The organism is Pseudomonas sp. JBR1 (assembly GCF_028198185.1).
GTDB lineage: Bacteria > Pseudomonadota > Gammaproteobacteria > Pseudomonadales > Pseudomonadaceae > Chryseomonas > Chryseomonas oryzihabitans_E.
In genome coordinates, this window is the sequence record NZ_CP116340.1 from 4,431,852 (window position 1) to 4,451,462 (window position 19,611).

Sequence of the window (19,611 nt, forward strand, 5' to 3'; positions counted from 1 at the left end):
CGCCATTTTCGCGCTTTGGAGCCTGTCCCTATGAAGCTGACCATGCCTCGCTTCGATCTCGCGCCGGTCCTGGTGGTCGGTGACGTGATGCTCGACCGCTACTGGCACGGCACCACCTCGCGGATCTCTCCCGAGGCGCCGGTACCCGTGGTGCGCGTCGACCAGCACGAGGATCGTCCCGGTGGCGCGGCCAACGTCGCCCTCAATATCGCTGCCCTGGGCGCGCCAGCCTATCTGGTTGGCGTCACCGGCCAGGACGAGGCCGCCGACGCCCTCACCGACAGCCTGAGAGCCGCCCATGTACAGGTGCGTTTCCAGCGCATCGCCCAGCAGCCGACCATCGTCAAGCTGCGCATCATGAGTCGCCATCAGCAGCTGATCCGGGTCGATTTCGAAGAGCCCTTCGACACCGATGCCCAGGCGTTGGCCTCGGACACCGCCGCCATGCTGGCCGGGGTCAAGGTGCTGGTGCTGTCCGACTATGGCAAGGGCGCGCTGAAAAACCATCAGGCGCTGATCCAGCTGGCCAGGGCGCGCAATATCCCGGTGCTGGCCGATCCCAAGGGCAAGGACTTTTCCATCTATCGCGGCGCCAGCCTGATCACGCCGAATCTGTCCGAATTCGAGGCCATCGTCGGCGTCTGCGCCGATGACGCCGAGCTGGTCGCCAAGGGTAATGAGCTAATGGCGCGCCTGGATCTGGGCGCCTTGCTGGTGACCCGTGGCGAGCATGGCATGACCCTGCTGCGTCCTGGCCAGGCGGCACTGCACCTGCCGGCCCGCGCTCGCGAAGTGTTCGATGTCACCGGCGCTGGCGATACCGTGATCTCCACCCTGGCCGCCGCCCTGGCGGCCGGCGAGGAGCTGCCCCAGGCCGTGGCCCTGGCCAACCTGGCCGCCGGCATCGTGGTCGGCAAGTTGGGTACCGCTGCCATCAGCGCCCCCGAACTGCGGCGCGCGGTGCAGCGCTCGGAAGGCTCCGAGCGCGGTGTCCTGACCCTGGAGCAGCTGCAGCTGGCCATCGAGGATGCCCGCGCCCACGGCGAGAACATCGTCTTCACCAACGGCTGCTTCGACATCCTTCATGCCGGTCACGTGACCTATCTGGAACAGGCGCGCGCCCAGGGTGATCGTCTGATCGTGGCGGTCAACGACGACGCCTCGGTCACCCGCCTCAAGGGGCCAGGGCGGCCGATCAACAGCGTCGACCGGCGCATGGCCGTGCTGGCCGGTCTGGGCGCGGTGGATTGGGTCATTCCCTTCAGCGAGAACACCCCGGAGCGCCTGCTCGAACAGGTACGGCCGGATGTCCTGGTTAAGGGCGGCGACTACAAGAGCGTGGAAGAGGTGGTCGGTGCCCAGATCGTGCAGGGCTACGGCGGTGAGGTGCGCATCCTCGGTCTGGTGGAGAACAGTTCCACCACCGCCATCGTCGAGCGCATCCGCAACCGCACCTGACCACTGCCGGCACTCGGGTTAAGCTGGGCGCAGAACCGTTACGGAGCTGCGCCATGCCCTCGACGCCTCAGCTGATCCTTGGTACCCGGTCCGATGGTCAACCCCTCGGTCATCCTCTCAAGCTGGCCAACCGCCATGGCCTCATCGCCGGGGCCACGGGTACCGGCAAAACCGTGACCCTGCAGCGCCTCGCCGAAGCCTTCAGCGAGGCGGGCGTCGCCGTGTTAGCCGCCGACATCAAGGGCGATCTCTGCGGCCTGGGTGCAGCCGGCACGCCCCAGGGCAAGCTGGCCGAGCGCATCGCTGTCCAGGGGCTACCGCATCAGTCCCAGGCCTATCCGGTCACGCTCTGGGACATCGATGGCCTGCGCGGCCATCCGCTGCGCACTACCCTGAGCGAGATGGGACCGCTGCTGCTGGGCAATCTGCTGGAATTGACCGACAGCCAGCAGGCCGCCTTGCACGCCGCCTTCAAGGTGGCCGATCGTGAAGGCCTGCTGCTGCTCGACCTCAAGGATCTCAAGGCAGTCCTCAATCACTTGCGCGAACAGCCCGAAATCCTTGGCGAAGACCGCGCCTTGTTCACCAACGCTTCGGCTCAGGCGTTGTTGCGGCGCCTGGCGATCCTGGAGCAGCAGGGCGCCGAGGCCTTCTTCGGCGAACCGGCGCTGCAACTGGAAGACGTACTGCGCCCCGAGGCCGATGGCCGTGGGCGTATCCACTTGCTCGACGCCACCCGGCTGGTGCACGAGGCACCCAAGGTCTATGCCACCTTTCTGATCTGGCTGCTGGCCGAGCTCTTCGAGCAGCTGCCTGAGCGCGGCGATGCCGAAAAGCCGGTACTGGCGCTGTTCTTCGACGAAGCGCACCTGCTGTTTGGCGATACGCCCAAGGCCTTGCGCGAGCGCCTGGAGCAGGTGGTGCGGCTGATCCGTTCCAAGGGCGTCGGCGTCTATTTCGTCACTCAGTCGCCTGCCGATCTGCCGGACGCCATCCTGGCCCAGCTGGGGCTGCGCATCCAGCATGGCCTGCGCGCCTTCACCGCCCGGGAGCAGAAGGCCCTGCGTGCGGTGGCAGACGGCTTCCGGCCCAACCCGGCCTTCGATAGCCTGCAGGTGCTGACCGAACTTGGCATCGGCGAGGCCCTGGTGGGCAGCCTGGAAGATAAGGGCACTCCCGCGGTGGTCCAGCGGGTGGCCATCGCGCCACCACAGTCACGGGTCGGTCCGCTGGGCGAAGCCGAGCGCCAGGCACTGATTCGTCAGTCGCCCCAGGCGGGGCGCTACGACCGGCCGGTGGACCGCCAGTCGGCCTACGAGATCCTGCGTGACCGTCAGGCCGAGCGCCTGCCCGCGGAGGCGCCTGTGGTCGAGACGGCGCCAAAAGGGCAGGGCGGTGCGCTGGGCGATCTGGTAGGCGAACTGGCTGGCCAGGCGATCAGGAGCGCGGCCCGGCAGGCGGCCAATCAGCTGGGTCGCCAGCTGGTACGCGGTCTGCTCGGCTCACTGCTGGGTGGCAAGCGCCGCTAGCAGGAGCTGCGGACAAAAAAGACCCCGCCTAGGCGGGGTCTTGTCGTCCTACGCAGAGATTACATGCGCGGGGCGACTGGGTTGGCATCATTGGAGATGGTCACTTCCACGCGGCGATTCAGCGCGCGGTCGGAGGCGTTGCTGTTGCTGGCCACCGGGAAGGCCTTGCCATAGCCGCGGGTCTGGATGCGGCTCGGCTCGACACCGGCGCTGATCAACGCGGTCTGGATGGCCTGGGCGCGACGCTCGGACAGTTGCTGGTTGTAGGAGTCGCTGCCGACGCTGTCGGTGTAACCTTCGACGATCACCTTGCGCTCGGGATTCTGCTTCAGGTACTCGGCCAGCTTCTGGGCATTGGCATAGCCCTGGGGCTTGAGTTCGGCCTTGTTGAAGTCGAACAGCACATTGCCGAAGGTCACCACGGTGCCGCGCTCGGTCTGCTTGGCCTGCAGGGCATCTTGCAGCTGCTTGAGCTGGGCGGTACGGGCATCCAGCCGGGCCTGGGTGCGCTCGGCGTCGACGCTCTGCATCTGGGCTTCGGTCATGCGCAGCTTGATGGTCTGCATGGCCGTCTGGATGCGCTGATTGGTCAGGTAAGCCAGCTGGTCGACGGTCTTCTCGTTTTCACCGTCCTTGTAAGCCTTCTCGGCCTTCTGCAGCCAGGTACCGGCGTCCTTGGTTTCCAGGGCGGCCAGCTGGGCGGCCTGGGGCTGGGACTCCAGCGCGGAATAGTCGGACTTGGCCTGTTCCAGGTTGGGGTTGGGCGGCGTGGAGCACGCGGCCAGGGCCAGGCTGAGCAGCGACACGGCAGGGATCAGAATGTGTTTACGCATGATGGTCGTCCTTTGAATTCGTGAAGGGAGGAAAGGGGCGGTCGCTTACTGCTGGACCTTCTTCTGCAGGTTCTGCTGGAGCTGCAGGTTGATCTGACCTTCCTCACGGATCTGCTGGATGCTGTTCTGGGCATCCTTGAGTGCGGCGTCGGCCTTGGCGGCCTGGGTCTTGCGGGTGGCCAGACGGGCATCCCACTCGGCCTGTTCGGCCAGTTGCTTGGCTTCGTCGTACTTCTCGTTGGAGAGCGCGGTCTGGGCCTGCGTCCACTTGTCCTGGGCGGACTTGGTCTCAATGGGCGCGAACTGGTTGCCACCGGAGCTGACGGCCTCGTTGACGGCGGACTGGGTCACGGCCATCTGGGCGGTCGGCGGATTGCCGGCGCAACCGGCCAGCAACAGCGAGCTGCCCAGCGCGAGGGCTGCCAGTTTCAGGGTGCAGGCTTTGGACAGGGACTTTTGGGCAGTGGCACTCTTCATGGATTCAAGCTCCGTTGTTGATCCTAAAAGCACGCCGCCGGCACGGGCAGGGCGGGCGCCTTGTCAGTAAAAGCCGCAAGTGGAAGAAAGCCCTGCCCGGTCCTTTTTGGGGGCCGTAGTGGGCGCTGGTAACCAGCCCTCGTCCAGCGCTGCGGTCTGATCCTGTGACCGCTCATCCGCCAAGAATGTTCACTGGCTATCGAATTTCGCCCGACGCCGAAGTGCTTGGCAGAGCGGTAGCGCCGTAGGTAAAGGTGCAGGTCGGCGTCTAGACGCCGTCTTTCGTCTGCAGCTGATGCAGGTGCTTGCGCGCCAACTCGAGGAAGCGCGGCGTCGTCCCGGCGTCCGCGTACAAGGGGTCGCCCAGTTCGTCCGTGGCGACCACCTCGTCCCCCTTGACGTAGGGAAAGCTGGCTTCGAGTTCCTCGAACGCCGCCGCCAGCAATTCGCTGAGCAGCGCTTCGGGGGTGCGCTGGGGGTAGAGCTCGCACAGGGCTTCGAGACGGGCAGCGGTCTCCAGCTCCAGGTCGAGACGGTAGCTGCGGGTCGCGCCGGATGCGGGGGTCTGCTGCTCCCATTGGTGAGCGAGTTCGCGAATCTTCATGGTATCTCCGGAAAGGTTAGGCAAAGGTCGGATGGTCAGCCCGATCACGGCTGGGCACCCTGCAAAAAACCGGGGCTTGCAACCGTGGCAGTAGGGTGCTGTCCTCTGCGCTAGACCGCAGCGGTTGCCGTGAGGTCCGAACCGGTACTTTCAAGGAGCACGAGATGGTGGAAATCGACGTTCGCCTGCGCGAGCAGGTGCGGTTGCTGGGTGAGCTCCTGGGGCAGACCATCGCCGACCAGCATGGCGCAGCCTTTCTCGACAAGATCGAGCGGATTCGCAAGGGCGCCAAGGCCGCCCGTGGCGGGTCCGCGGAAGGCGCCCGTCAATTGGGCGATACCCTGGATACCCTGGCCGAAGACGAACTGCTGCCCGTGGCGCGGGCCTTCAGCCACTTTCTCAACCTTGCCAACATTGCCGAGGAATACCACAAGGTCAGACGGCGCACCGAGGACGAGCCGCCACCCTTCGAGCAGCAGGTACTGCCCGAGTTGCTGGAGCGGCTGAGCGCGGCCGGTCATTCCGGCCAGGAGCTGGCCGAGCGCGTGGCGGCGCTGGACATCGACCTGGTGCTGACTGCCCACCCCACCGAGGTCTCCCGGCGCACCCTGATCCAGAAATACGACGAGATCAGCGCTCAGCTGGCCGCCCTCGATCATCGCGACCTGAGCGCTGCCGAAGTGGCCGCCATCGAGGCGCGGCTGCGCCGGCTGATCGCCGAGGCCTGGCACACCGAAGAGATCCGTCGCCAGCGCCCGACGCCGGTGGACGAAGCCAAGTGGGGCTTCGCGGTGATCGAAAATTCGCTCTGGCAGGCGGTGCCCAATCTGCTGCGCAATCTGGATGTCTGCCTGGAGGAACGCACCGGCCAACGACTGCCGCTGACGGCCGCCCCGGTGCGCTTCTCGTCATGGATGGGCGGCGACCGCGACGGCAATCCCAACGTCACCGCCGCCATCACTCGCGAGGTACTGCTACTGGCGCGCTGGATGGCCGCGGATCTCTATCTGCGCGATGTCGACCGGCTGGCCGCCGAGCTGTCCATGCAGGCGGCGAGTCCGGCCCTGCGCGAACAGGCCGGTGATCACCCCGAGCCCTATCGCAAGGTGCTCAAGGTGCTGCGCGAACGCCTGCAGATCACCCGCAGCTGGGCCGCCCATGCGATCACCGACCCCCATGCCGGCGCCCGTCACATCCTCAGCGACAACGCCGAGCTGATCGCCCCGCTGCAGCTGTGCTACGACTCCCTGCAGCGCTGCGGTCTTGGCGTCATCGCCGACGGCTCCCTGCTCGACACCCTGCGCCGGGCGCGCACCTTCGGGCTCTATCTGGTCCGGCTGGACATTCGGCAGGACGCCGCGCGGCATGCCGCGGCCATGGCCGACATCTGCCGCTACCTGAAGCTGGGCGACTACGCCGCCTGGAGCGAGGAGCAGCGCCTGGACTTCCTGCGTGGGGAGCTGAGTGGCCGGCGGCCGCTGTTGCCCCAGGACGCCGAGCTCGACGCCGATACCCAGGAGGTGCTCGCCACCTGTCGCGTCATTGCCGCCTCGCCGCCCGATGCCCTGGGCTCCTATGTCATCTCCATGGCCGGCGCGGCCTCCGACGTGCTTGCCGTGCAGCTGCTGCTGCGCGAATGCGGGGTGCGCCAGCCGATGCGCGTGGTACCCCTGTTCGAGACCCTCGACGACCTTGATCACGCCGGCACCGCCATCGCCAGCCTGCTGGACCTGCCCGACTATCGCGAGCGCCTGGCCGGACCCCAGGAGGTCATGATCGGCTATTCGGATTCGGCCAAGGACGCCGGCACTCTGACGGCCGCCTGGGCCCAGTACCGCGCCCAGGAGGCACTGGTGGAGATCTGCGCCAGCCGCGAGGTGGAACTGCTGCTGTTCCATGGTCGGGGCGGCACCGTGGGGCGGGGCGGCGGTCCGGCCCATGCGGCCATCCTGTCGCAGCCGCCGGGCTCGGTTGCCGGGCGGTTCCGCACCACCGAACAGGGCGAGATGATCCGCTTCAAGTTCGGCCAGCCGGCCATCGCCGAGCAGAATCTGGCGCTCTATCTGGGCGCCGTGCTGGAGGCCACGCTGTTGCCGCCCCCAGCCCCGGAGCCGGCCTGGCGCGAGCAGATGGATCGCCTGGCCCGCGACAGCTTGCAGTCCTATCGCGGCGTGGTGCGCGAGGATCCGCACTTCGTCACCTATTTCCGCCAGGCCACGCCGGAACAGGAGCTGGGCCGCCTGCCGCTGGGCAGTCGGCCGGCCAAGCGCCGCGAGGGAGGCGTGGAAAGCCTCAGGGCCATCCCCTGGATCTTCGCCTGGACCCAGACCCGCTTGATGCTGCCCGCCTGGCTCGGCTGGGAAGCTGCGCTGGAAGAGGCCGAGCGGCGGGGCGAGTCGCCACTGCTGCGCGAGATGCGTGAGCGCTGGCCGTTCTTCCAGACCCGCATCGACATGCTGGAGATGGTGCTGGCCAAGGCCGAGGCCGAACTGGCACGGCTGTATGACGAGCGCCTGGTCGAGGCGGACCTGCAGGTGCTTGGCAGCCAGCTGCGCGAGCGGCTGCGCCAGGCGGGCGTAGCGGTATTGCGGCTGACCGGGCAGGGGGAGTTGCTCGAACACCATCCGGAAACCCTGGTGTTCATCGCCGTGCGCAACACCTATCTCGACCCGCTGCACCTGCTGCAGATCGAGTTGCTGGCCCGGGCGCGGGCGGCGGGCGAAAGCCAGCCGGCGGCGCTCGATCAGGCCCTGCTGGTGAGCGTGGCCGGTATCGCCGCGGGACTGCGTAATACCGGTTGAACAGACTGTCGCTTTTGCCGGTGCCCGGGGTCGTCTGGACGGGCCCGGTACCTGCGACGCTTGGTAACTTGTGCGGCCAGGGGGCGCTGTGTATGGTTGGTCCCTTTGGCCGTCTCGTGTCGTCGACAACAATCATCGCGACAGCGCCCTGCGCGGGCTGCCAGTCCGAGACCATTCTAAGGAGCAACAGATGCGCGTAATCCTGCTGGGAGCGCCCGGTGCCGGCAAAGGTACTCAGGCCCGGTTCATCACTGAGAAATTCGGCATTCCGCAGGTTTCCACCGGCGACATGCTGCGTGCCGCGGTCAAGGCCGGCACGCCCCTGGGGCTGCAGGTCAAGGACATCATGGACAACGGCGGCCTGGTCTCCGACGAGATCATCATCGCCCTGATCAGCGAACGCATCCTGGAAGCCGATTGCGCCCAGGGCTTCCTGTTCGATGGCTTCCCGCGCACCATTCCCCAGGCCGAGGCGCTCGAAGCCGCAGGCGTCAAGATCGACCACGTGCTGGAGATCGCCGTCGATGACGAGGAAATCGTCCAGCGGCTGTCCGGTCGCCGCGTGCACCCGGGTTCGGGCCGCGTCTATCACGTCCAGCACAATCCGCCGAAGATCGCCGACACCGACGATGTGACCGGTGAGCCGCTGGTACAGCGTGAAGATGATCGCGAAGCCACCATTCGCAAGCGCCTGGAGCTCTATCATTCCCAGACCAAGCCGCTGGTAGCGTTCTACCAGAAGCTGGGCGCTGCCCAGGGCACGCCCAAATGCAGCCGCATCGAAGGCGTGGGTTCGGTGGATGCCATCACGGCCAAGGTGCTGCAAGCCCTGAACTGATCCCGACTCCGACCGCCTGCGCCCGCAGGTGGTCCGCTCAAGACGCCGGCCTGGTGTCGTGAGCGATGGGCGGGTCCCCTTGGGTCCCGTCTTCCTCTAGAATGCGCAGCCCTCCTAATCGTTGCGGATTCGCCCCCATGTCCATCCTGCTCGCCCTCGACACCGCCACCGAAGCCTGTTCGGTCGCCTTGCATCTGGGCGACGAGATCATCCATCGCTACGAGATCGCGCCACGTCTGCATGCCCAACGGGTACTGCCCATGGTGCAGGAGGTGCTGGCCGAGACCGGCATGAGTCTGTCGCAGGTGGATGCCATCGCCTTCGGTCGTGGTCCTGGCGCTTTCACCGGGGTGCGGATCGCCATCGGCGTGGTGCAGGGCCTCGCCTTCGGGCTGGACCGGCCGGTGCTGCCGGTGTCGAATCTAGCGATCATCGCCCAGCGCGCCTGGCGCGAGCGGGGCGTGACCCAGGTGGCCGCGGCCATCGATGCGCGCATGGACGAGGTCTACTGGGGTTGCTACCGCCTGGAAGGCGAGGCCATGGTCCTGGCAGGCGCGGAAGCCGTGCTGGCGCCCGAAGCCATCGCCCTGCCCGAAGACGCCACGGGCGACTGGTTCGGCGCCGGGACCGGTTGGGGCTACGAGGGTCGCATGGCCGTGCCGCTCGGCGAGAGGGATGCCACCCTGCTGCCCCATGCATGGGATTTGGCGGTGCTGGCCGCCGCTGGCTGGCAACGCGGCGAAGCCGTGTCGGCGGAGTCCGAGGCCGCGCAACCCGTCTATCTGCGTGACCGGGTCGCCACTCCTAAACAGTCGGTCTGATGGCAAGGAACCAGGGGGTAATGGTCAGACGTCTAAGATCTGAACACCGCTCGTCCGCCCATCGTGACGGACGTCTGGCTCTTGATTGTCATAGTTTTCGACCCTACTTAGAGTAGCGTCATCCGTTCGGGACCTGCCATGCGCATCGACAGCGGCTATTCCTCCTCCGCCTACCCCCTGAATCGTTCTTCGCGCGCGGTTACACCCGTACGTGAAGTGGCGCGGGACGAGGACGCCCGGCAGAATGCCATCGCCAAGGAGGCGGCGGGCAATCCCCAACCCAATGTCGCACCTGTGCGCCGGGTCGAGGCGGCTGCTGCCACCGATACCGGCCGTGGCGATACCAATGGTCTGGTGCTCAGTGAACGGGAAGGCCGTTTCGCCAGCCAGCTCACCGGTCGCGCCCAGCAGGCCCTGGCCAGCTATGGCAGCACCGCTGCCTTTGGCGCAGAGCCCGATGGCTCTTCCAGCGTCGTGGGCCTCGATCTCTACGCCTGATGCTGCCGTACTTTCTCGGCTGTCCTTCCTGGAACGATAACGCCTGGCGCGAAAGCCTCTACCATGGCCTGCGTCCAGGTGACTTCCTGCCGCGCTATGCCCAGGTGTTCAATGCCGTGGAAGGCAATACCACCTTCTATGCCTGGCCCTCGGCGGACACCATCCGCCGCTGGGCCGAGCTGATGCCCAGCGGCTTTCGCTTCTGCGCCAAGTTTCCCCGGGACATCAGCCATGCCGAGGATCTGCGGGTACAGCTTTCCAGCGCCCGCACCTTTCTCGACCTGTTGGCGCCGCTGGGCGAGCGGGCCAGCCCGCTGTGGCTGCAATTGCCGGCCGGTTTCGGTCCGGACCGGCTCAATGAACTGAGGGTCTTTCTCTCGGCCATGGCCCCACGCTGCGCCCTGGCCGTCGAAGTCCGACACCTGGCCTTCTTCGACAAGGGCGAAACCGAGCGTGCCCTCAACCGGCTGCTCATGGAGCTGGGCGTGGAGCGCGTTGGACTGGATTCCGCCGCCCTGTTCAGCGCCGACCCGAGTGAGCCGGCGGTACGCCTGGCCCAGGCCAAGAAGCCGCGAGTACCGGCGCGCGCCCTGGCGTTCAGCGAGCAGCCCCAGGTGCGCTTCATCGGCCGCCTGGAGCTGGCCGCCAACGACTACTACCTGGCCAAGTGGATCACCCGGGTAGCGGACTGGATCGAGGCGGGCAAGGCGCCCTATGTCTTTCTCCATACCCCGGATAATCGCCAGGCGCCCGAGCTGGCGCTGAGATTCCATGCCCAACTGCGCGAACGATTGCCCGGCCTGCCGGAGTTGCCCGCCTTGAGCACCGCCGACACCGAGCAACTCGGTCTGCTCTAGCCGGCGCTGCCTTACGCGATACGTTTGGCGACGTTTTCTCCGGCATTCCCGCGCGCCGCTCCGGTCTGATGAGGTCTCGCTCTTCGCGAACCTTTTCCGGCGCGCCGCATGAAAGCCAGACACCTGCTCGGTCTCGTCATCCTGCTCTATGGCGGTCTACACACCGCCTTCGACCAGGGCTGGCTGCGTATTCCGCCGGCCTACAATCCCTGGGCGCCACTGGACATCCAGGCATCCACCAACCCCGTCACCCGGATCAAGCTATGGCGCCTGCAGGCCGATGCCGACTATTGCGCCGCGTCCCTGGCGACCTCGGCGCTCAGCTATCGCGAGCTGCGCGGTAATCCCGGTTCGGCTGACTGTCCCCTGGAGCGGGCGGTGCGTGTCCAGCGCGGCGAAGGCGTAAGACTCAGCGGCAGCTTCCTTGCCAGCTGCCCCCTGGCGGTCAGCTTCGCGCTTTTCGAGCGGCAGGCGCTACAACCCGCCGCCGAAGCCGTCTATGGCCAGCGGGTGGCCGAGGTGGAGCACTATGGCAGCTTCGCCTGCCGCAACATCTATGGCCGGGCCAGCGGGAGGCGCAGTCAGCACGCCACGGCCAACGCCCTGGATATCGCCGGCCTGCGCCTGGCCGATGGCCGGCGGATCAGCGTGGTGCGGGACTGGAAGGGCGATCCCAAGGCGCAGCGCTTCCTGCGCCTGGTACGCGATGGCGCCTGCCGCGCCTTCAACACCACCCTGGGACCTGACTACAACGCGGCGCACCGCGATCATTTCCATGTCGACATGAGTGGCTTCCGCGTCTGCCGGTAGAATGACCGGTCTTCCCGCCATCGAGTCGCCCATGTCCACCGCCAGCCCCGCGCTTATCGTCGAAGCCTTGGAACCCGCTTACACGGAGGCTGCCGCTGCCTGGGCCGCGCGCCTGGGCTTGCCCCTGGGCACCGCCACGAGCGAGGACTTCGCCTTGCAGTTCGGCGCCCAGGGGCTGCAACTGGTCCAGCGCGGCCCGGATGCGCCAGGTCCGGTGCGGGTGGACTTCGTCGAGGGTGCAGCGGCCCATAGGCGCAAGTTCGGCGGCGGTGCCGGCCAGATGATCGCCAAGGCGGTCGGGGTCGGGCCGGGCGTCCGCCCGCGGATCCTCGATGCCACGGCCGGCCTGGGGCGCGACGCCTTCGTGCTGGCGACGCTGGGCTGTCCGGTGACCTTGGTGGAGCGGCAGCCGCTCATCGCCGCCCTGCTCGAAGACGGCCTGGCCCGCGCGGCGCGGGACCCCGAGGCGGCCGGCATCGTTGCCCTGATGACCCTGGTGCAGGCCGATTCCACCACCTACCTGCAGGGCGGGGAGGGCGAGACGCCCGAGGTGATCTATCTGGATCCCATGTTCCCCCATCGCGACAAGAGCGCCCTGGTGAAGAAGGAAATGCGCCTGTTCCGCCCGTTGGTGGGCGACGACCTGGACGCCCCGGCGTTGCTCGCCGCGGCCCTGGCCCGCGCCAGCCACCGAGTGGTGGTCAAGCGCCCGCGCAAGGCACCGGTCATCGAAGGGGTGAAACCGGGCTATGTGCTGGAGGGCAAGTCCAGCCGCTATGACATCTATCCGAAGAAGTCGCTGAAAGCCGCCGACTAGAAACGCCGCGGCCGGATCAGGGATCCGGCCGCGGGTGACAGGGCTGAGGCTTAGACCGCCGCTGCCTTGAGCTGGCGCCGGCGACGCCAGATGCGCAGTACCGGTAGCAGCAGCATGATGACCACTACTGCCCAGATGCCCTGGGTGATACCACTATGGAAGAGGATGTCCAGGCTGCCGTTGGAGATCGACAGCGCGCGGCGCAGGTTCTGCTCCATCAGACCACCCAGGATGAAGCCCAGCAGCAGGGGCGACAGCGGGAAGTCCAGCTTGCGCAGGATGTAGCCGAGGATACCGACCGCGACCATCAGGATCAGATCGAAGGTGGTGGCGTGAACGGCGTAGGTACCGATCGCCGTGATGATGGCGATGGCGGGGGCCAGCGACCAGTTCGGCACGTTGAGGATCTGGGTGAAGACCTTGATCATCGGCACGTTCAGCACCAGCAGCATCACGTTGGCGATGAACAGCGAGGCGATCAGGCTCCACACCAGGTCCGGCTGGGTTTCGAACAGCAGCGGGCCGGGAGTGATGTTGTACAGCGTCAGGGCGCCGATCATCACCGCGGTGGTACCGGAGCCCGGTACGCCCAGGGTCAGCATGGGCACCATGGCGCCGCAGCAGGAGGCGCCGATGGCGGTTTCCGGTGCGGCCAGGCCACGGATGTCGCCCTTGCCGAATTCGCCCGAGCTGCCGGCGATACGCTTTTCAGTCATATAGGCCAGGGCGCTGGCCAGGGTTGCACCGGCACCCGGCAGGACGCCGATGATGAAGCCGCCCAAGCCACAGCGCAGGTTGATGAAAAACACCTGGCGCGCTTCTTTCAGATTGAACAGCATGCGCCCGGTGGCCTTGACCGCGACCTGACCCTGGTGGGTCTTTTCCAGCAGCAACAGCACCTCGCTGACCGAGAACAGGCCCAGGACCAGGACCACGAACTGGATGCCGTCGGCGACATGGATGCTGTCGAAGGTGAAGCGATAGACGCCGCTGTTGGCGTCGATGCCGATGGTGGACAGGAACAGACCGAGCAGGGCGGCGACCAGGGTCTTCATCGGCTTGTCACCGGCCATGCCGGCCAGGGCGACGATGGCCAGCACCATCAGCACGAAGTATTCGGCAGGACCGAAAGCGATGGCCCATTTGGCCAGCAGCGGAGCGAACAGCACCATGCCGCAGGTGGCGATAAAGGCGCCGATGAAGGAGCTCCAGGCCGACAATGACAGGGCGACACCGGCCAGGCCCTTGCGCGCCATGGGGTAGCCGTCGAGGGTCGTCATCAGGGTCGAGGCTTCGCCGGGGATGTTCAGCAGGATCGAGGAGATCCGGCCACCGTACTCACAACCCAGGTAGACCGCAGCCAGCAGGATCAGCGCCGATTCCGGCGGCAGCCCCAGGGCGAAGGCTACCGGAATGAGCAGGGCGACGCCGTTGATCGGGCCCAGACCGGGCAGCAGGCCGACCACGGTACCGATCAGGGTGCCGACCAGCGCGATGATCAGATTGGTCGGCGTCAGCGCGATGCCAAATCCTTGCGCGAGGAAATGTAGGGTATCCATCGATCAGAACTCCAGGCCGTTGAGAATGCCGAGCGGCAGCGGCACGTCCAACCAGCGGTCGAAGAGGATGTACAGCACTATGGCGAGCAGGCCATTGATGATGATGCTGGGCAGCCAGCGGCCACCATAGAGACGGGCCATGACAATGCCGGCGATGGCCGCGCTGGGAATGAAACCGAGCGGCTCGAACAGCATCGCGAACGCCAGCAGTACCAGGATGCAGAGCACGACCCTGACTGTGGTGGGGCCGTCGGTGGGCTCTTCCTCGGTATGACCGGGCTTGATGATCAGGTAGATCAGGCCGAGGACGAGCATGCCCAGCACCAGCAGGGGAAAGGCGCGCGGACCGACCGGTTCGTAGGAGAAGGGTGCATGGTACTGCCAGCCGACATAGATCATCGCCAGGGCCGCCAGCAGCCAGACCACCAGGAAAAGACGTCTGAGAAGCATAGGAAAACTCCGCAGGCGACGCCCGGGGGCGCCGCCTTCGCCGGGTTACTGGATGAGGCCGAACTCTTTGGCCATGCCGCGATAGCGGGCGACTTCCTTCTGCACATAGGCATCCAGCTCGGGGCCGGTCATGGCGAAGGGGAAGAGTTCGCGCTGGTCGCGCAGTTTGGCGAAGTCATCGGAGGCCAGCAGCTTGTCGAAGCTGGTCTTCCACCAGTTGTAGTCTTCGTCGCTTACCTTCGGGCCGAGGTAGTAGCCACGCACCACCGGCCAGACGATGTCGAAACCCTGCTCCTTGGCGGTGGGGATGTCTTTCATCGCCGGCTCGTCCAGACGCTCTTCGGCGAAGACCGCGAGCAGACGCATGTTGCCGCTCTCGACGTGGGGCATGGAGTCGGAGATGTCAGTGCTGCCGACCTGGATGTGACCGCCCAGCAGTGCGGTGGCGATCTCGCCGCCGCCTTCCAGAGCTACATAGCGCAGGTCTTTGGGATTGACGCCCGCCGCCTTGGCGATCAGCGCCGTCTGCATCCAGTCCTGGCTGCCGACGGTACCACCGGAGCCGATCACCACCTTGCTCGGGTCTTTCTTCAGCGCCTCGACCAGGTCACCCAGGGTCTTGTAGGGCGAGTCGGCCTTGACCGCGATGGCGCCATAGCTGGTGCCGACCGCAGCCAGCCACTTCACGGCCTTCTCATCGAAGCGACCGAACTTGCCCTGAGCCAGGTTGAGCAGCGAACCGCTGGAGAAGGCCACGATGGTGCCGCCTTCGGCCGGGCGCTGAGCCACCACGGTGTTGTAGGCCACCGCACCCACGCCGCCGGGCATGTAGGTCACGCGCATGGGCTTTTCCAGCAACTTGCTTTCCACCAGCGCGCTCTGCGCCAGTTTGCAGGTCAGGTCGAAGCCACCGCCGGGGGAAGCCGGGGCGATACATTCGGGACGCTTGGGTTCGGCCATCGCCTGGGAGGACAGCAGCAGCGAGGCGGCGAGGGTCAGGGTGAGGTTGCGTAGCGTGGTGCTCATCGACATCTTCCTTTTGTAATTGTGTAGAAGCTGACAGGCGGACAGGGCTCAAGCTCGCCAGGGAGGCGATGCAACGAATGGACGGAATGAGGGTAGGCGAGGTGCCATGAGGACGAGCATAGGTGCCGTTCCGCTTGTTATTGTTGTTGGCCGACCAGGGGTGGCGCTTGGGCAAGCAAGAGGCGGTGTGAGTACCGCTACTTTTCACTCTAGACCGCCAAGCTTTCACCAGCCTTTCAGTCGTGCAAGGCAACGAATGTGCGCGCCGGGCAGCAGGCCGGCGCGCCGCTATCCGGTAAACTCGGATCTTTTGAGCGGGAGCTGTCAGCGTGCGCATCCTACTGGTCGAAGATCATCCGCCACTGGCCGAAAGCGTCGCCCAGGCCCTCAAGAATGCCGGTCTCAACGTCGATCTGCTCAACGATGGCGTGGCCGCGGACCTGGCCTTGCAGAGCGAAAGCTATGCGCTGGCCATCCTCGATGTCGGCCTGCCGCGCATGGACGGCTTCGAGGTCCTGGCCCGGCTGCGCGAGCGCGGCGATCGGCTACCGGTGCTGATGCTGACCGCCCGGGGCGAAGTCAAGGACCGGGTGCAGGGCCTCAACCTCGGCGCCGACGACTACCTGGCCAAGCCCTTCGAACTCACCGAGCTGGAAGCCCGGGTCAAGGCCTTGCTGCGTCGTAGCGTCCTGGGCGGGGATCGCCAGCAGCGCTGTGGTCCGCTGATCTACGACCTCAATACCTCGCGCTTCACCCTGGGCGAGGAGGCCCTGTCGCTCACATCCCGCGAGCACGCCGTGCTGGCTGCGCTCATCGCCCGCCCCGGCCGGGTCATGAGCAAGGAGCAGCTGGCGGCCCAGGTCTTCGGCCTGGACGAAGAGGCCAGTCCCGAAGCCATCGAGATCTATGTGCACCGGCTGCGCAAGAAGCTGGAGGCCGGCGCCGTGCGCATCGTCACCTTCCGTGGCCTGGGCTATCTGCTGGAAGAGCAGCATGGCTGACGTGGTGAAGGCGGCGGGCAGCCTGCGTGGCCGGCTGCTGCTGCGCCTGGTCGTGCTGCTGGCGGTCATCCTGGCGATCAGCAGCCTGGCGGCCTATCTCAATGGCCGGCGCCTGGCCGACGTCGCCTATGACCGTACGCTGCTGGCATCGGCGCGCACCATCGCCGCCGGGTTGTCGGCCAGCAACGGCATCCTGCGCGCCGATGTGCCCTACATCGCCCTGGACAACTTTGCCTACGACAACGTGGGGCGCATCTACTACCAGGTCCTGGATACTCGCGGCCGGCTGATCTCCGGCTATGAGGAGATTCCCTCGCCACCGCCAGGTACCGCCCTGACCCGCGAGTATCCAGCGCTCGCTCGCTTCTACAACGGCAGCTATCGCGGCAAGGACGTGCGGGTGGTCAGCCTGGCTCAGCCGGTCAGCGAGCCGGACCTTACCGGCATGGCCGAAATCCGCGTCGCCGAGACGTCCGAGGCACGCGAAGACGTCGCCCGCAGCCTGCTTACCGACACCCTGATCCGGCTTGGCCTGCTGGGGCTGGGCGCCATTCTGCTGGTGTGGATGGCGGTGGGTGCCGCCTTGCGGCCCCTGGAGCGCTTGCGCCAGGCGGTGGAAGAGCGCGGCGTGGATGATCTGCGTCCATTACCCGAGGTGCGCGCACCCCAGGAGCTGTTGCCGCTGGTGCATGCCCTGGAAGGCTTCACCCTGCGCCTGCGCCGGCTGTTCGAGCGCCAGGCCGATTTCATCGCCAACGCCGCCCACGAATTGCGCACCCCGCTGGCGGCGATCAAGGCCCGGGTCGAGCTTGGCCTGCGCGAGCGGGAACCCCACGCCTGGTACAGCACCCTGGAAGAGACCCGCACCAGCACCGACCGCCTGGCGCGTCTGGCCAACCAGTTGCTGTCGCTGGCACGGATTGAGAGCGGGGCCCAGGCCATCGCCGAGGGCGGTGCCGAGCGGCTGGAACTCGGTGAGCTGGCGCGGGAGCTGGCCATGGCGCTGGCACCGCTGGCCCATGCCAAGGGCGTCGCCCTGGCCTTCGAGCCCTTTGCCAAGGCGTGGGTGATCGGCGAGCCCACGCTGCTCAACGAGTTGCTCTGCAACCTGGTGGAAAATGCCCTGGCTCACAGCGAGCCAGGCGGCAATATCGTGGTGCGGGTACTGGCACCGGCGGTTCTGGAGGTCGAGGACGATGGTCCCGGCATTCCGGCCAATGCCCGGGTAAAGGTCTTCGAGCGCTTTCAGCGCCTGGATATGCAATCCGGTGGCGCCGGTCTGGGCCTCGCCATCGTCGGAGAGATCTGCGCGGCGCACCGGGCACGCATCCAGTTGCTGGACGGCGCGCTCGGTGGGCTAAGGGTGCGGATCGAATTTCCCGCCGAGGACGTCTAGGGTTAGCCGAGCAGGGTGCGCGACTGTTCCACCGCGTCCCAGAAGGCTGGATCCTTGGCTGGGTCGGGCTGATTGTTCAGCCCCAGGCGGATGGCGGCAGGCAGCGTCTGGATCGAACCTTCCTGACCCTGGCGCTGGGCGTGCAACTGAGTGGCGATCTGCACGATGTCGGCGTAGTCGGCCGTCGCGGGCTGACGCTCCAGCGCCAGGTACTCGCGGGGCACGCAGGCGATGTCCGCGGGAAAATCCCAGACCTTGAGGATGCGTTCGCCAATCTGCGAATGAATGCGTGCCGTCACCTGGTCGAGGGTAATGGCGTTGGCCAGCAGGTCTTCCTGCTCTTCGGCATAGGTCAGGATCGGCAGCACGCCGATCTGGTGCACCAGGCCGGCGAGCAGGGCGCGGTCGGCCATCAGGCGCGTGTACTTCTTGCACAGTGCATGGCTGATGGCGGCGATCTCGGTGCCCTGGCTCCAGACCTCGCGCATCTTGCGATCCACGGCATCGCTGGTGGCCTGGAACATCTGCTGCATGGCCAGGCCCGTGGCCAGATTCGCCGTGTAGTTGATACCCAACCGTCCCACTGCCATCTGCAGGTCGGTGATCTCCTTGCTGGTCCGCAAGAGCGGGCTGTTGACCACCTTGATCAGGCGCGCCGTCAGGGCCGCGTCCATGGCGATCACCCGACTCAATTCGGCGACGCCCACGTCGGGGTCTTCGGCCGCTTCTCTGACCTTCAATGCCACCTCGGGAAGCGTGGGCAACACCACGCGATCGGTGTCTATCGCGTGGAGAAGATCCTGAACAACTTTTTCAGCAAGAGGAGTCATGACATACCTGTGTGAGGAGCGGAAAGGCGATCCCAACCTTCAGCGCTTTATTTCACGATCGCTATCGAGTGAGTAGGGCAAATCGAGTAAACGGCAGTTTGGCCCGTCCGAGCTGCCGACCGAGACGCGGCCATCCTCGGCCGCATCGCCCTGAAGCACGGCCAGGAACTCGCAGCCTTCGCTGCTCGACGCGGCGAGCACCACCTCGCCCACGCTACTGCCGTGGACCGGCGAGAACAGCTCGGTACCCACGGCAGGGGGCTGCTCGCTGCCGGCTAGGCGGTAGAGCCGTCGCTTGAGCTTGCCCAGGTACTGCATGCGAGCGACGATTTCCTGGCCGGTGTAGCAGCCCTTGCGAAAGCTCACGCCGTCCAATGCCTGCAGGTTGATCATCTGCGGGACGAACAGCTCGCGGGTCGCGCCAAACACCTGGCCGACGCCGGCGCGTACCTGCGCCAACAGCCAGGTGTCGAGTCCGACCTCAGGCAGCTCGGGCGCGCTCGTCTCCGCGGTGAGCCAGAGCTCGACCCGGCCATCCTCCAGGCGCAGGGCGAAGCCGCCGTCTAGCGACGCCACGGCATTGGCCTGCGCGCCCAGCGCTACAGCGGGATAGGCACTGGTGAAGCCAGTGGCGGAGAGACCCAGGCGTTGCCACTGGGCGGTTTCGTCGGCGAGCGTCGACTTGGAGAAGACCGCGTACTTCTTCAGGTCGGTCAGCAAGGGCTCGACCAGCTCCTGTGCCATCGCCAGCAGATAGCCATCGGCCTGCTTGACGATGCGGAAGCTGGACACCAGCCGCCCCTTGGGCGTGCAGCGACCCCCCAGGCCGGCCTGGTCGTCAGCGAGATAGTTGAGGTTGCAGGTCACCTGCCCCTGGAGAAACTTGGTCGCGTCGACCCCGCGGATGGCCAGGACGCCTTCGTGGGTCAAGCGGCAGAAATACGGTGAGTTGGCCATTGCGGCAGCAGCTCCGTGTCGAGTGAAGCCGCTCATCATAGGCGCGCCC

At 66.4% G+C, this 19,611-nt stretch carries 19 protein-coding genes; 11 read left to right on the top strand and 8 right to left on the bottom strand.

Annotation, left to right across the window (positions count from 1 at the left end):
• Positions 1 to 30 precede the first annotated feature (30 nt).
• Both hldE and PJ259_RS20510 read left to right on the top strand, forming a co-directional pair.
• The gene (hldE, locus tag PJ259_RS20505; RefSeq protein WP_271653995.1) at positions 31 to 1,458 is read left to right on the top strand and encodes a bifunctional D-glycero-beta-D-manno-heptose-7-phosphate kinase/D-glycero-beta-D-manno-heptose 1-phosphate adenylyltransferase HldE; all 1,428 of its coding nucleotides are present in this window, start codon (positions 31 to 33) and stop codon (positions 1,456 to 1,458) included.
• Between the two features lie 53 nt (positions 1,459 to 1,511).
• Positions 1,512 to 2,987 (top strand): helicase HerA-like domain-containing protein, encoded by a 1,476-nt coding sequence (locus tag PJ259_RS20510; protein ID WP_271653996.1) that lies wholly within the window; start codon positions 1,512 to 1,514, stop codon positions 2,985 to 2,987.
• Positions 2,988 to 3,046: 59 nt separating this feature from the next.
• Here PJ259_RS20510 and PJ259_RS20515 read toward each other — a convergent pair whose 3' ends face one another.
• From PJ259_RS20515 to PJ259_RS20525, 3 genes are all read right to left on the bottom strand, one after another.
• Positions 3,047 to 3,820, bottom strand: coding sequence for an OmpA family protein (locus PJ259_RS20515; protein WP_059313728.1), 774 nt, complete (start codon positions 3,818 to 3,820; stop codon positions 3,047 to 3,049).
• Between the two features lie 45 nt (positions 3,821 to 3,865).
• Positions 3,866 to 4,297, bottom strand: coding sequence for a DUF4398 domain-containing protein (locus tag PJ259_RS20520; protein ID WP_007161972.1), 432 nt, complete (start codon positions 4,295 to 4,297; stop codon positions 3,866 to 3,868).
• A gap of 268 nt (positions 4,298 to 4,565) precedes the next feature.
• Positions 4,566 to 4,901, bottom strand: a complete 336-nt coding sequence (locus tag PJ259_RS20525) for a hypothetical protein (RefSeq protein ID WP_059313729.1) — start codon at positions 4,899 to 4,901, stop codon at positions 4,566 to 4,568.
• Between the two features lie 164 nt (positions 4,902 to 5,065).
• On the opposite strand from PJ259_RS20525, the gene ppc reads away from it, so the two are divergent.
• The 7 genes from ppc to PJ259_RS20560 all read left to right on the top strand — a co-directional run bounded on the left by ppc (position 5,066) and on the right by PJ259_RS20560 (position 12,343).
• On the top strand, positions 5,066 to 7,702 hold the full coding sequence (gene ppc, locus PJ259_RS20530) for a phosphoenolpyruvate carboxylase (protein ID WP_271653997.1): 2,637 nt from the start codon (positions 5,066 to 5,068) through the stop codon (positions 7,700 to 7,702).
• 190 nt (positions 7,703 to 7,892) lie between these two features.
• Positions 7,893 to 8,540 carry an adenylate kinase gene (gene adk / locus PJ259_RS20535; protein ID WP_059313731.1) on the top strand — a complete coding sequence of 216 codons (648 nt, stop codon included), beginning with the start codon at positions 7,893 to 7,895 and terminating at the stop codon, positions 8,538 to 8,540.
• 137 nt (positions 8,541 to 8,677) lie between these two features.
• Positions 8,678 to 9,361, top strand: a complete 684-nt coding sequence (gene tsaB / locus PJ259_RS20540) for a tRNA (adenosine(37)-N6)-threonylcarbamoyltransferase complex dimerization subunit type 1 TsaB (protein ID WP_271653998.1) — start codon at positions 8,678 to 8,680, stop codon at positions 9,359 to 9,361.
• A 138-nt stretch (positions 9,362 to 9,499) separates the two neighbouring features.
• Entirely contained in the window at positions 9,500 to 9,859 is a 360-nt protein-coding gene (locus tag PJ259_RS20545; RefSeq protein WP_271653999.1) for a hypothetical protein, read from the top strand.
• Positions 9,859 to 10,716 (top strand): DUF72 domain-containing protein, encoded by an 858-nt coding sequence (locus PJ259_RS20550; RefSeq protein ID WP_271654000.1) that lies wholly within the window; start codon positions 9,859 to 9,861, stop codon positions 10,714 to 10,716. The genes PJ259_RS20545 and PJ259_RS20550 overlap by 1 nt, the downstream gene beginning before the upstream one ends.
• Positions 10,717 to 10,824: 108 nt before the next feature.
• Complete coding sequence (locus PJ259_RS20555; RefSeq protein WP_271654001.1) at positions 10,825 to 11,526, top strand: extensin-like domain-containing protein; 702 nt, start codon at positions 10,825 to 10,827, stop codon at positions 11,524 to 11,526.
• Between the two features lie 31 nt (positions 11,527 to 11,557).
• Entirely contained in the window at positions 11,558 to 12,343 is a 786-nt protein-coding gene (locus tag PJ259_RS20560) for a class I SAM-dependent methyltransferase (RefSeq protein ID WP_271654002.1), read from the top strand.
• Positions 12,344 to 12,393: 50 nt separating this feature from the next.
• On the opposite strand, the gene PJ259_RS20565 is transcribed toward PJ259_RS20560, so the two are convergent.
• The 3 genes from PJ259_RS20565 to PJ259_RS20575 are packed head-to-tail and all read right to left on the bottom strand — an operon-like array spanning position 12,394 to position 15,378.
• Positions 12,394 to 13,902 carry a tripartite tricarboxylate transporter permease gene (locus PJ259_RS20565; protein WP_208694167.1) on the bottom strand — a complete coding sequence of 503 codons (1,509 nt, stop codon included), beginning with the start codon at positions 13,900 to 13,902 and terminating at the stop codon, positions 12,394 to 12,396.
• Between the two features lie 3 nt (positions 13,903 to 13,905).
• A complete protein-coding gene (locus PJ259_RS20570; RefSeq protein WP_271654003.1) occupies positions 13,906 to 14,352 on the bottom strand; it encodes a tripartite tricarboxylate transporter TctB family protein in 447 nt (148 codons plus the stop codon).
• Positions 14,353 to 14,397: 45 nt separating this feature from the next.
• Positions 14,398 to 15,378, bottom strand: a complete 981-nt coding sequence (locus tag PJ259_RS20575; protein WP_208694169.1) for a Bug family tripartite tricarboxylate transporter substrate binding protein — start codon at positions 15,376 to 15,378, stop codon at positions 14,398 to 14,400.
• A gap of 329 nt (positions 15,379 to 15,707) precedes the next feature.
• Here PJ259_RS20575 and PJ259_RS20580 point away from each other — a divergent pair, with 329 nt between their 5' ends.
• Both PJ259_RS20580 and PJ259_RS20585 read left to right on the top strand, forming a co-directional pair.
• On the top strand, positions 15,708 to 16,379 hold the full coding sequence (locus PJ259_RS20580; protein WP_007161984.1) for a response regulator: 672 nt from the start codon (positions 15,708 to 15,710) through the stop codon (positions 16,377 to 16,379).
• Between the two features lie 4 nt (positions 16,380 to 16,383).
• Positions 16,384 to 17,775: a sensor histidine kinase gene (locus PJ259_RS20585; protein WP_271655901.1), complete on the top strand. Its 1,392-nt coding sequence runs from the start codon at positions 16,384 to 16,386 to the stop codon at positions 17,773 to 17,775.
• A gap of 2 nt (positions 17,776 to 17,777) precedes the next feature.
• On the opposite strand, the gene PJ259_RS20590 is transcribed toward PJ259_RS20585, so the two are convergent.
• Positions 17,778 to 18,605 (bottom strand): HDOD domain-containing protein, encoded by an 828-nt coding sequence (locus PJ259_RS20590; protein ID WP_059313741.1) that lies wholly within the window; start codon positions 18,603 to 18,605, stop codon positions 17,778 to 17,780.
• A gap of 39 nt (positions 18,606 to 18,644) precedes the next feature.
• Positions 18,645 to 19,562, bottom strand: a complete 918-nt coding sequence (ygfZ, locus tag PJ259_RS20595; protein ID WP_271654004.1) for a CAF17-like 4Fe-4S cluster assembly/insertion protein YgfZ — start codon at positions 19,560 to 19,562, stop codon at positions 18,645 to 18,647.
• Positions 19,563 to 19,611 lie beyond the last annotated feature (49 nt).

What these genes read in the sequence shown, in the direction of transcription:
- PJ259_RS20550 (WP_271654000.1), top strand. Translation starts at nt 9,859, where the DNA reads ATGCTGCCGTACTTTCTCGGCTGTCCTTCCTGGAACGATAACGCCTGG.
- PJ259_RS20555 (WP_271654001.1), top strand. Translation starts at nt 10,825, where the DNA reads ATGAAAGCCAGACACCTGCTCGGTCTCGTCATCCTGCTCTATGGCGGT.
- PJ259_RS20575 (WP_208694169.1), bottom strand. Translation starts at nt 15,378, where the DNA reads ATGAGCACCACGCTACGCAACCTCACCCTGACCCTCGCCGCCTCGCTG.
- PJ259_RS20560 (WP_271654002.1), top strand. Translation starts at nt 11,558, where the DNA reads ATGTCCACCGCCAGCCCCGCGCTTATCGTCGAAGCCTTGGAACCCGCT.
- tsaB (WP_271653998.1), top strand. Translation starts at nt 8,678, where the DNA reads ATGTCCATCCTGCTCGCCCTCGACACCGCCACCGAAGCCTGTTCGGTC.
- ppc (WP_271653997.1), top strand. Translation starts at nt 5,066, where the DNA reads ATGGTGGAAATCGACGTTCGCCTGCGCGAGCAGGTGCGGTTGCTGGGT.
- PJ259_RS20510 (WP_271653996.1), top strand. Translation starts at nt 1,512, where the DNA reads ATGCCCTCGACGCCTCAGCTGATCCTTGGTACCCGGTCCGATGGTCAA.
- PJ259_RS20520 (WP_007161972.1), bottom strand. Translation starts at nt 4,297, where the DNA reads ATGAAGAGTGCCACTGCCCAAAAGTCCCTGTCCAAAGCCTGCACCCTG.
- adk (WP_059313731.1), top strand. Translation starts at nt 7,893, where the DNA reads ATGCGCGTAATCCTGCTGGGAGCGCCCGGTGCCGGCAAAGGTACTCAG.
- PJ259_RS20525 (WP_059313729.1), bottom strand. Translation starts at nt 4,901, where the DNA reads ATGAAGATTCGCGAACTCGCTCACCAATGGGAGCAGCAGACCCCCGCA.
- PJ259_RS20590 (WP_059313741.1), bottom strand. Translation starts at nt 18,605, where the DNA reads ATGACTCCTCTTGCTGAAAAAGTTGTTCAGGATCTTCTCCACGCGATA.
- PJ259_RS20515 (WP_059313728.1), bottom strand. Translation starts at nt 3,820, where the DNA reads ATGCGTAAACACATTCTGATCCCTGCCGTGTCGCTGCTCAGCCTGGCC.
- PJ259_RS20565 (WP_208694167.1), bottom strand. Translation starts at nt 13,902, where the DNA reads ATGGATACCCTACATTTCCTCGCGCAAGGATTTGGCATCGCGCTGACG.
- PJ259_RS20570 (WP_271654003.1), bottom strand. Translation starts at nt 14,352, where the DNA reads ATGCTTCTCAGACGTCTTTTCCTGGTGGTCTGGCTGCTGGCGGCCCTG.
- hldE (WP_271653995.1), top strand. Translation starts at nt 31, where the DNA reads ATGAAGCTGACCATGCCTCGCTTCGATCTCGCGCCGGTCCTGGTGGTC.
- ygfZ (WP_271654004.1), bottom strand. Translation starts at nt 19,562, where the DNA reads ATGGCCAACTCACCGTATTTCTGCCGCTTGACCCACGAAGGCGTCCTG.
- PJ259_RS20545 (WP_271653999.1), top strand. Translation starts at nt 9,500, where the DNA reads ATGCGCATCGACAGCGGCTATTCCTCCTCCGCCTACCCCCTGAATCGT.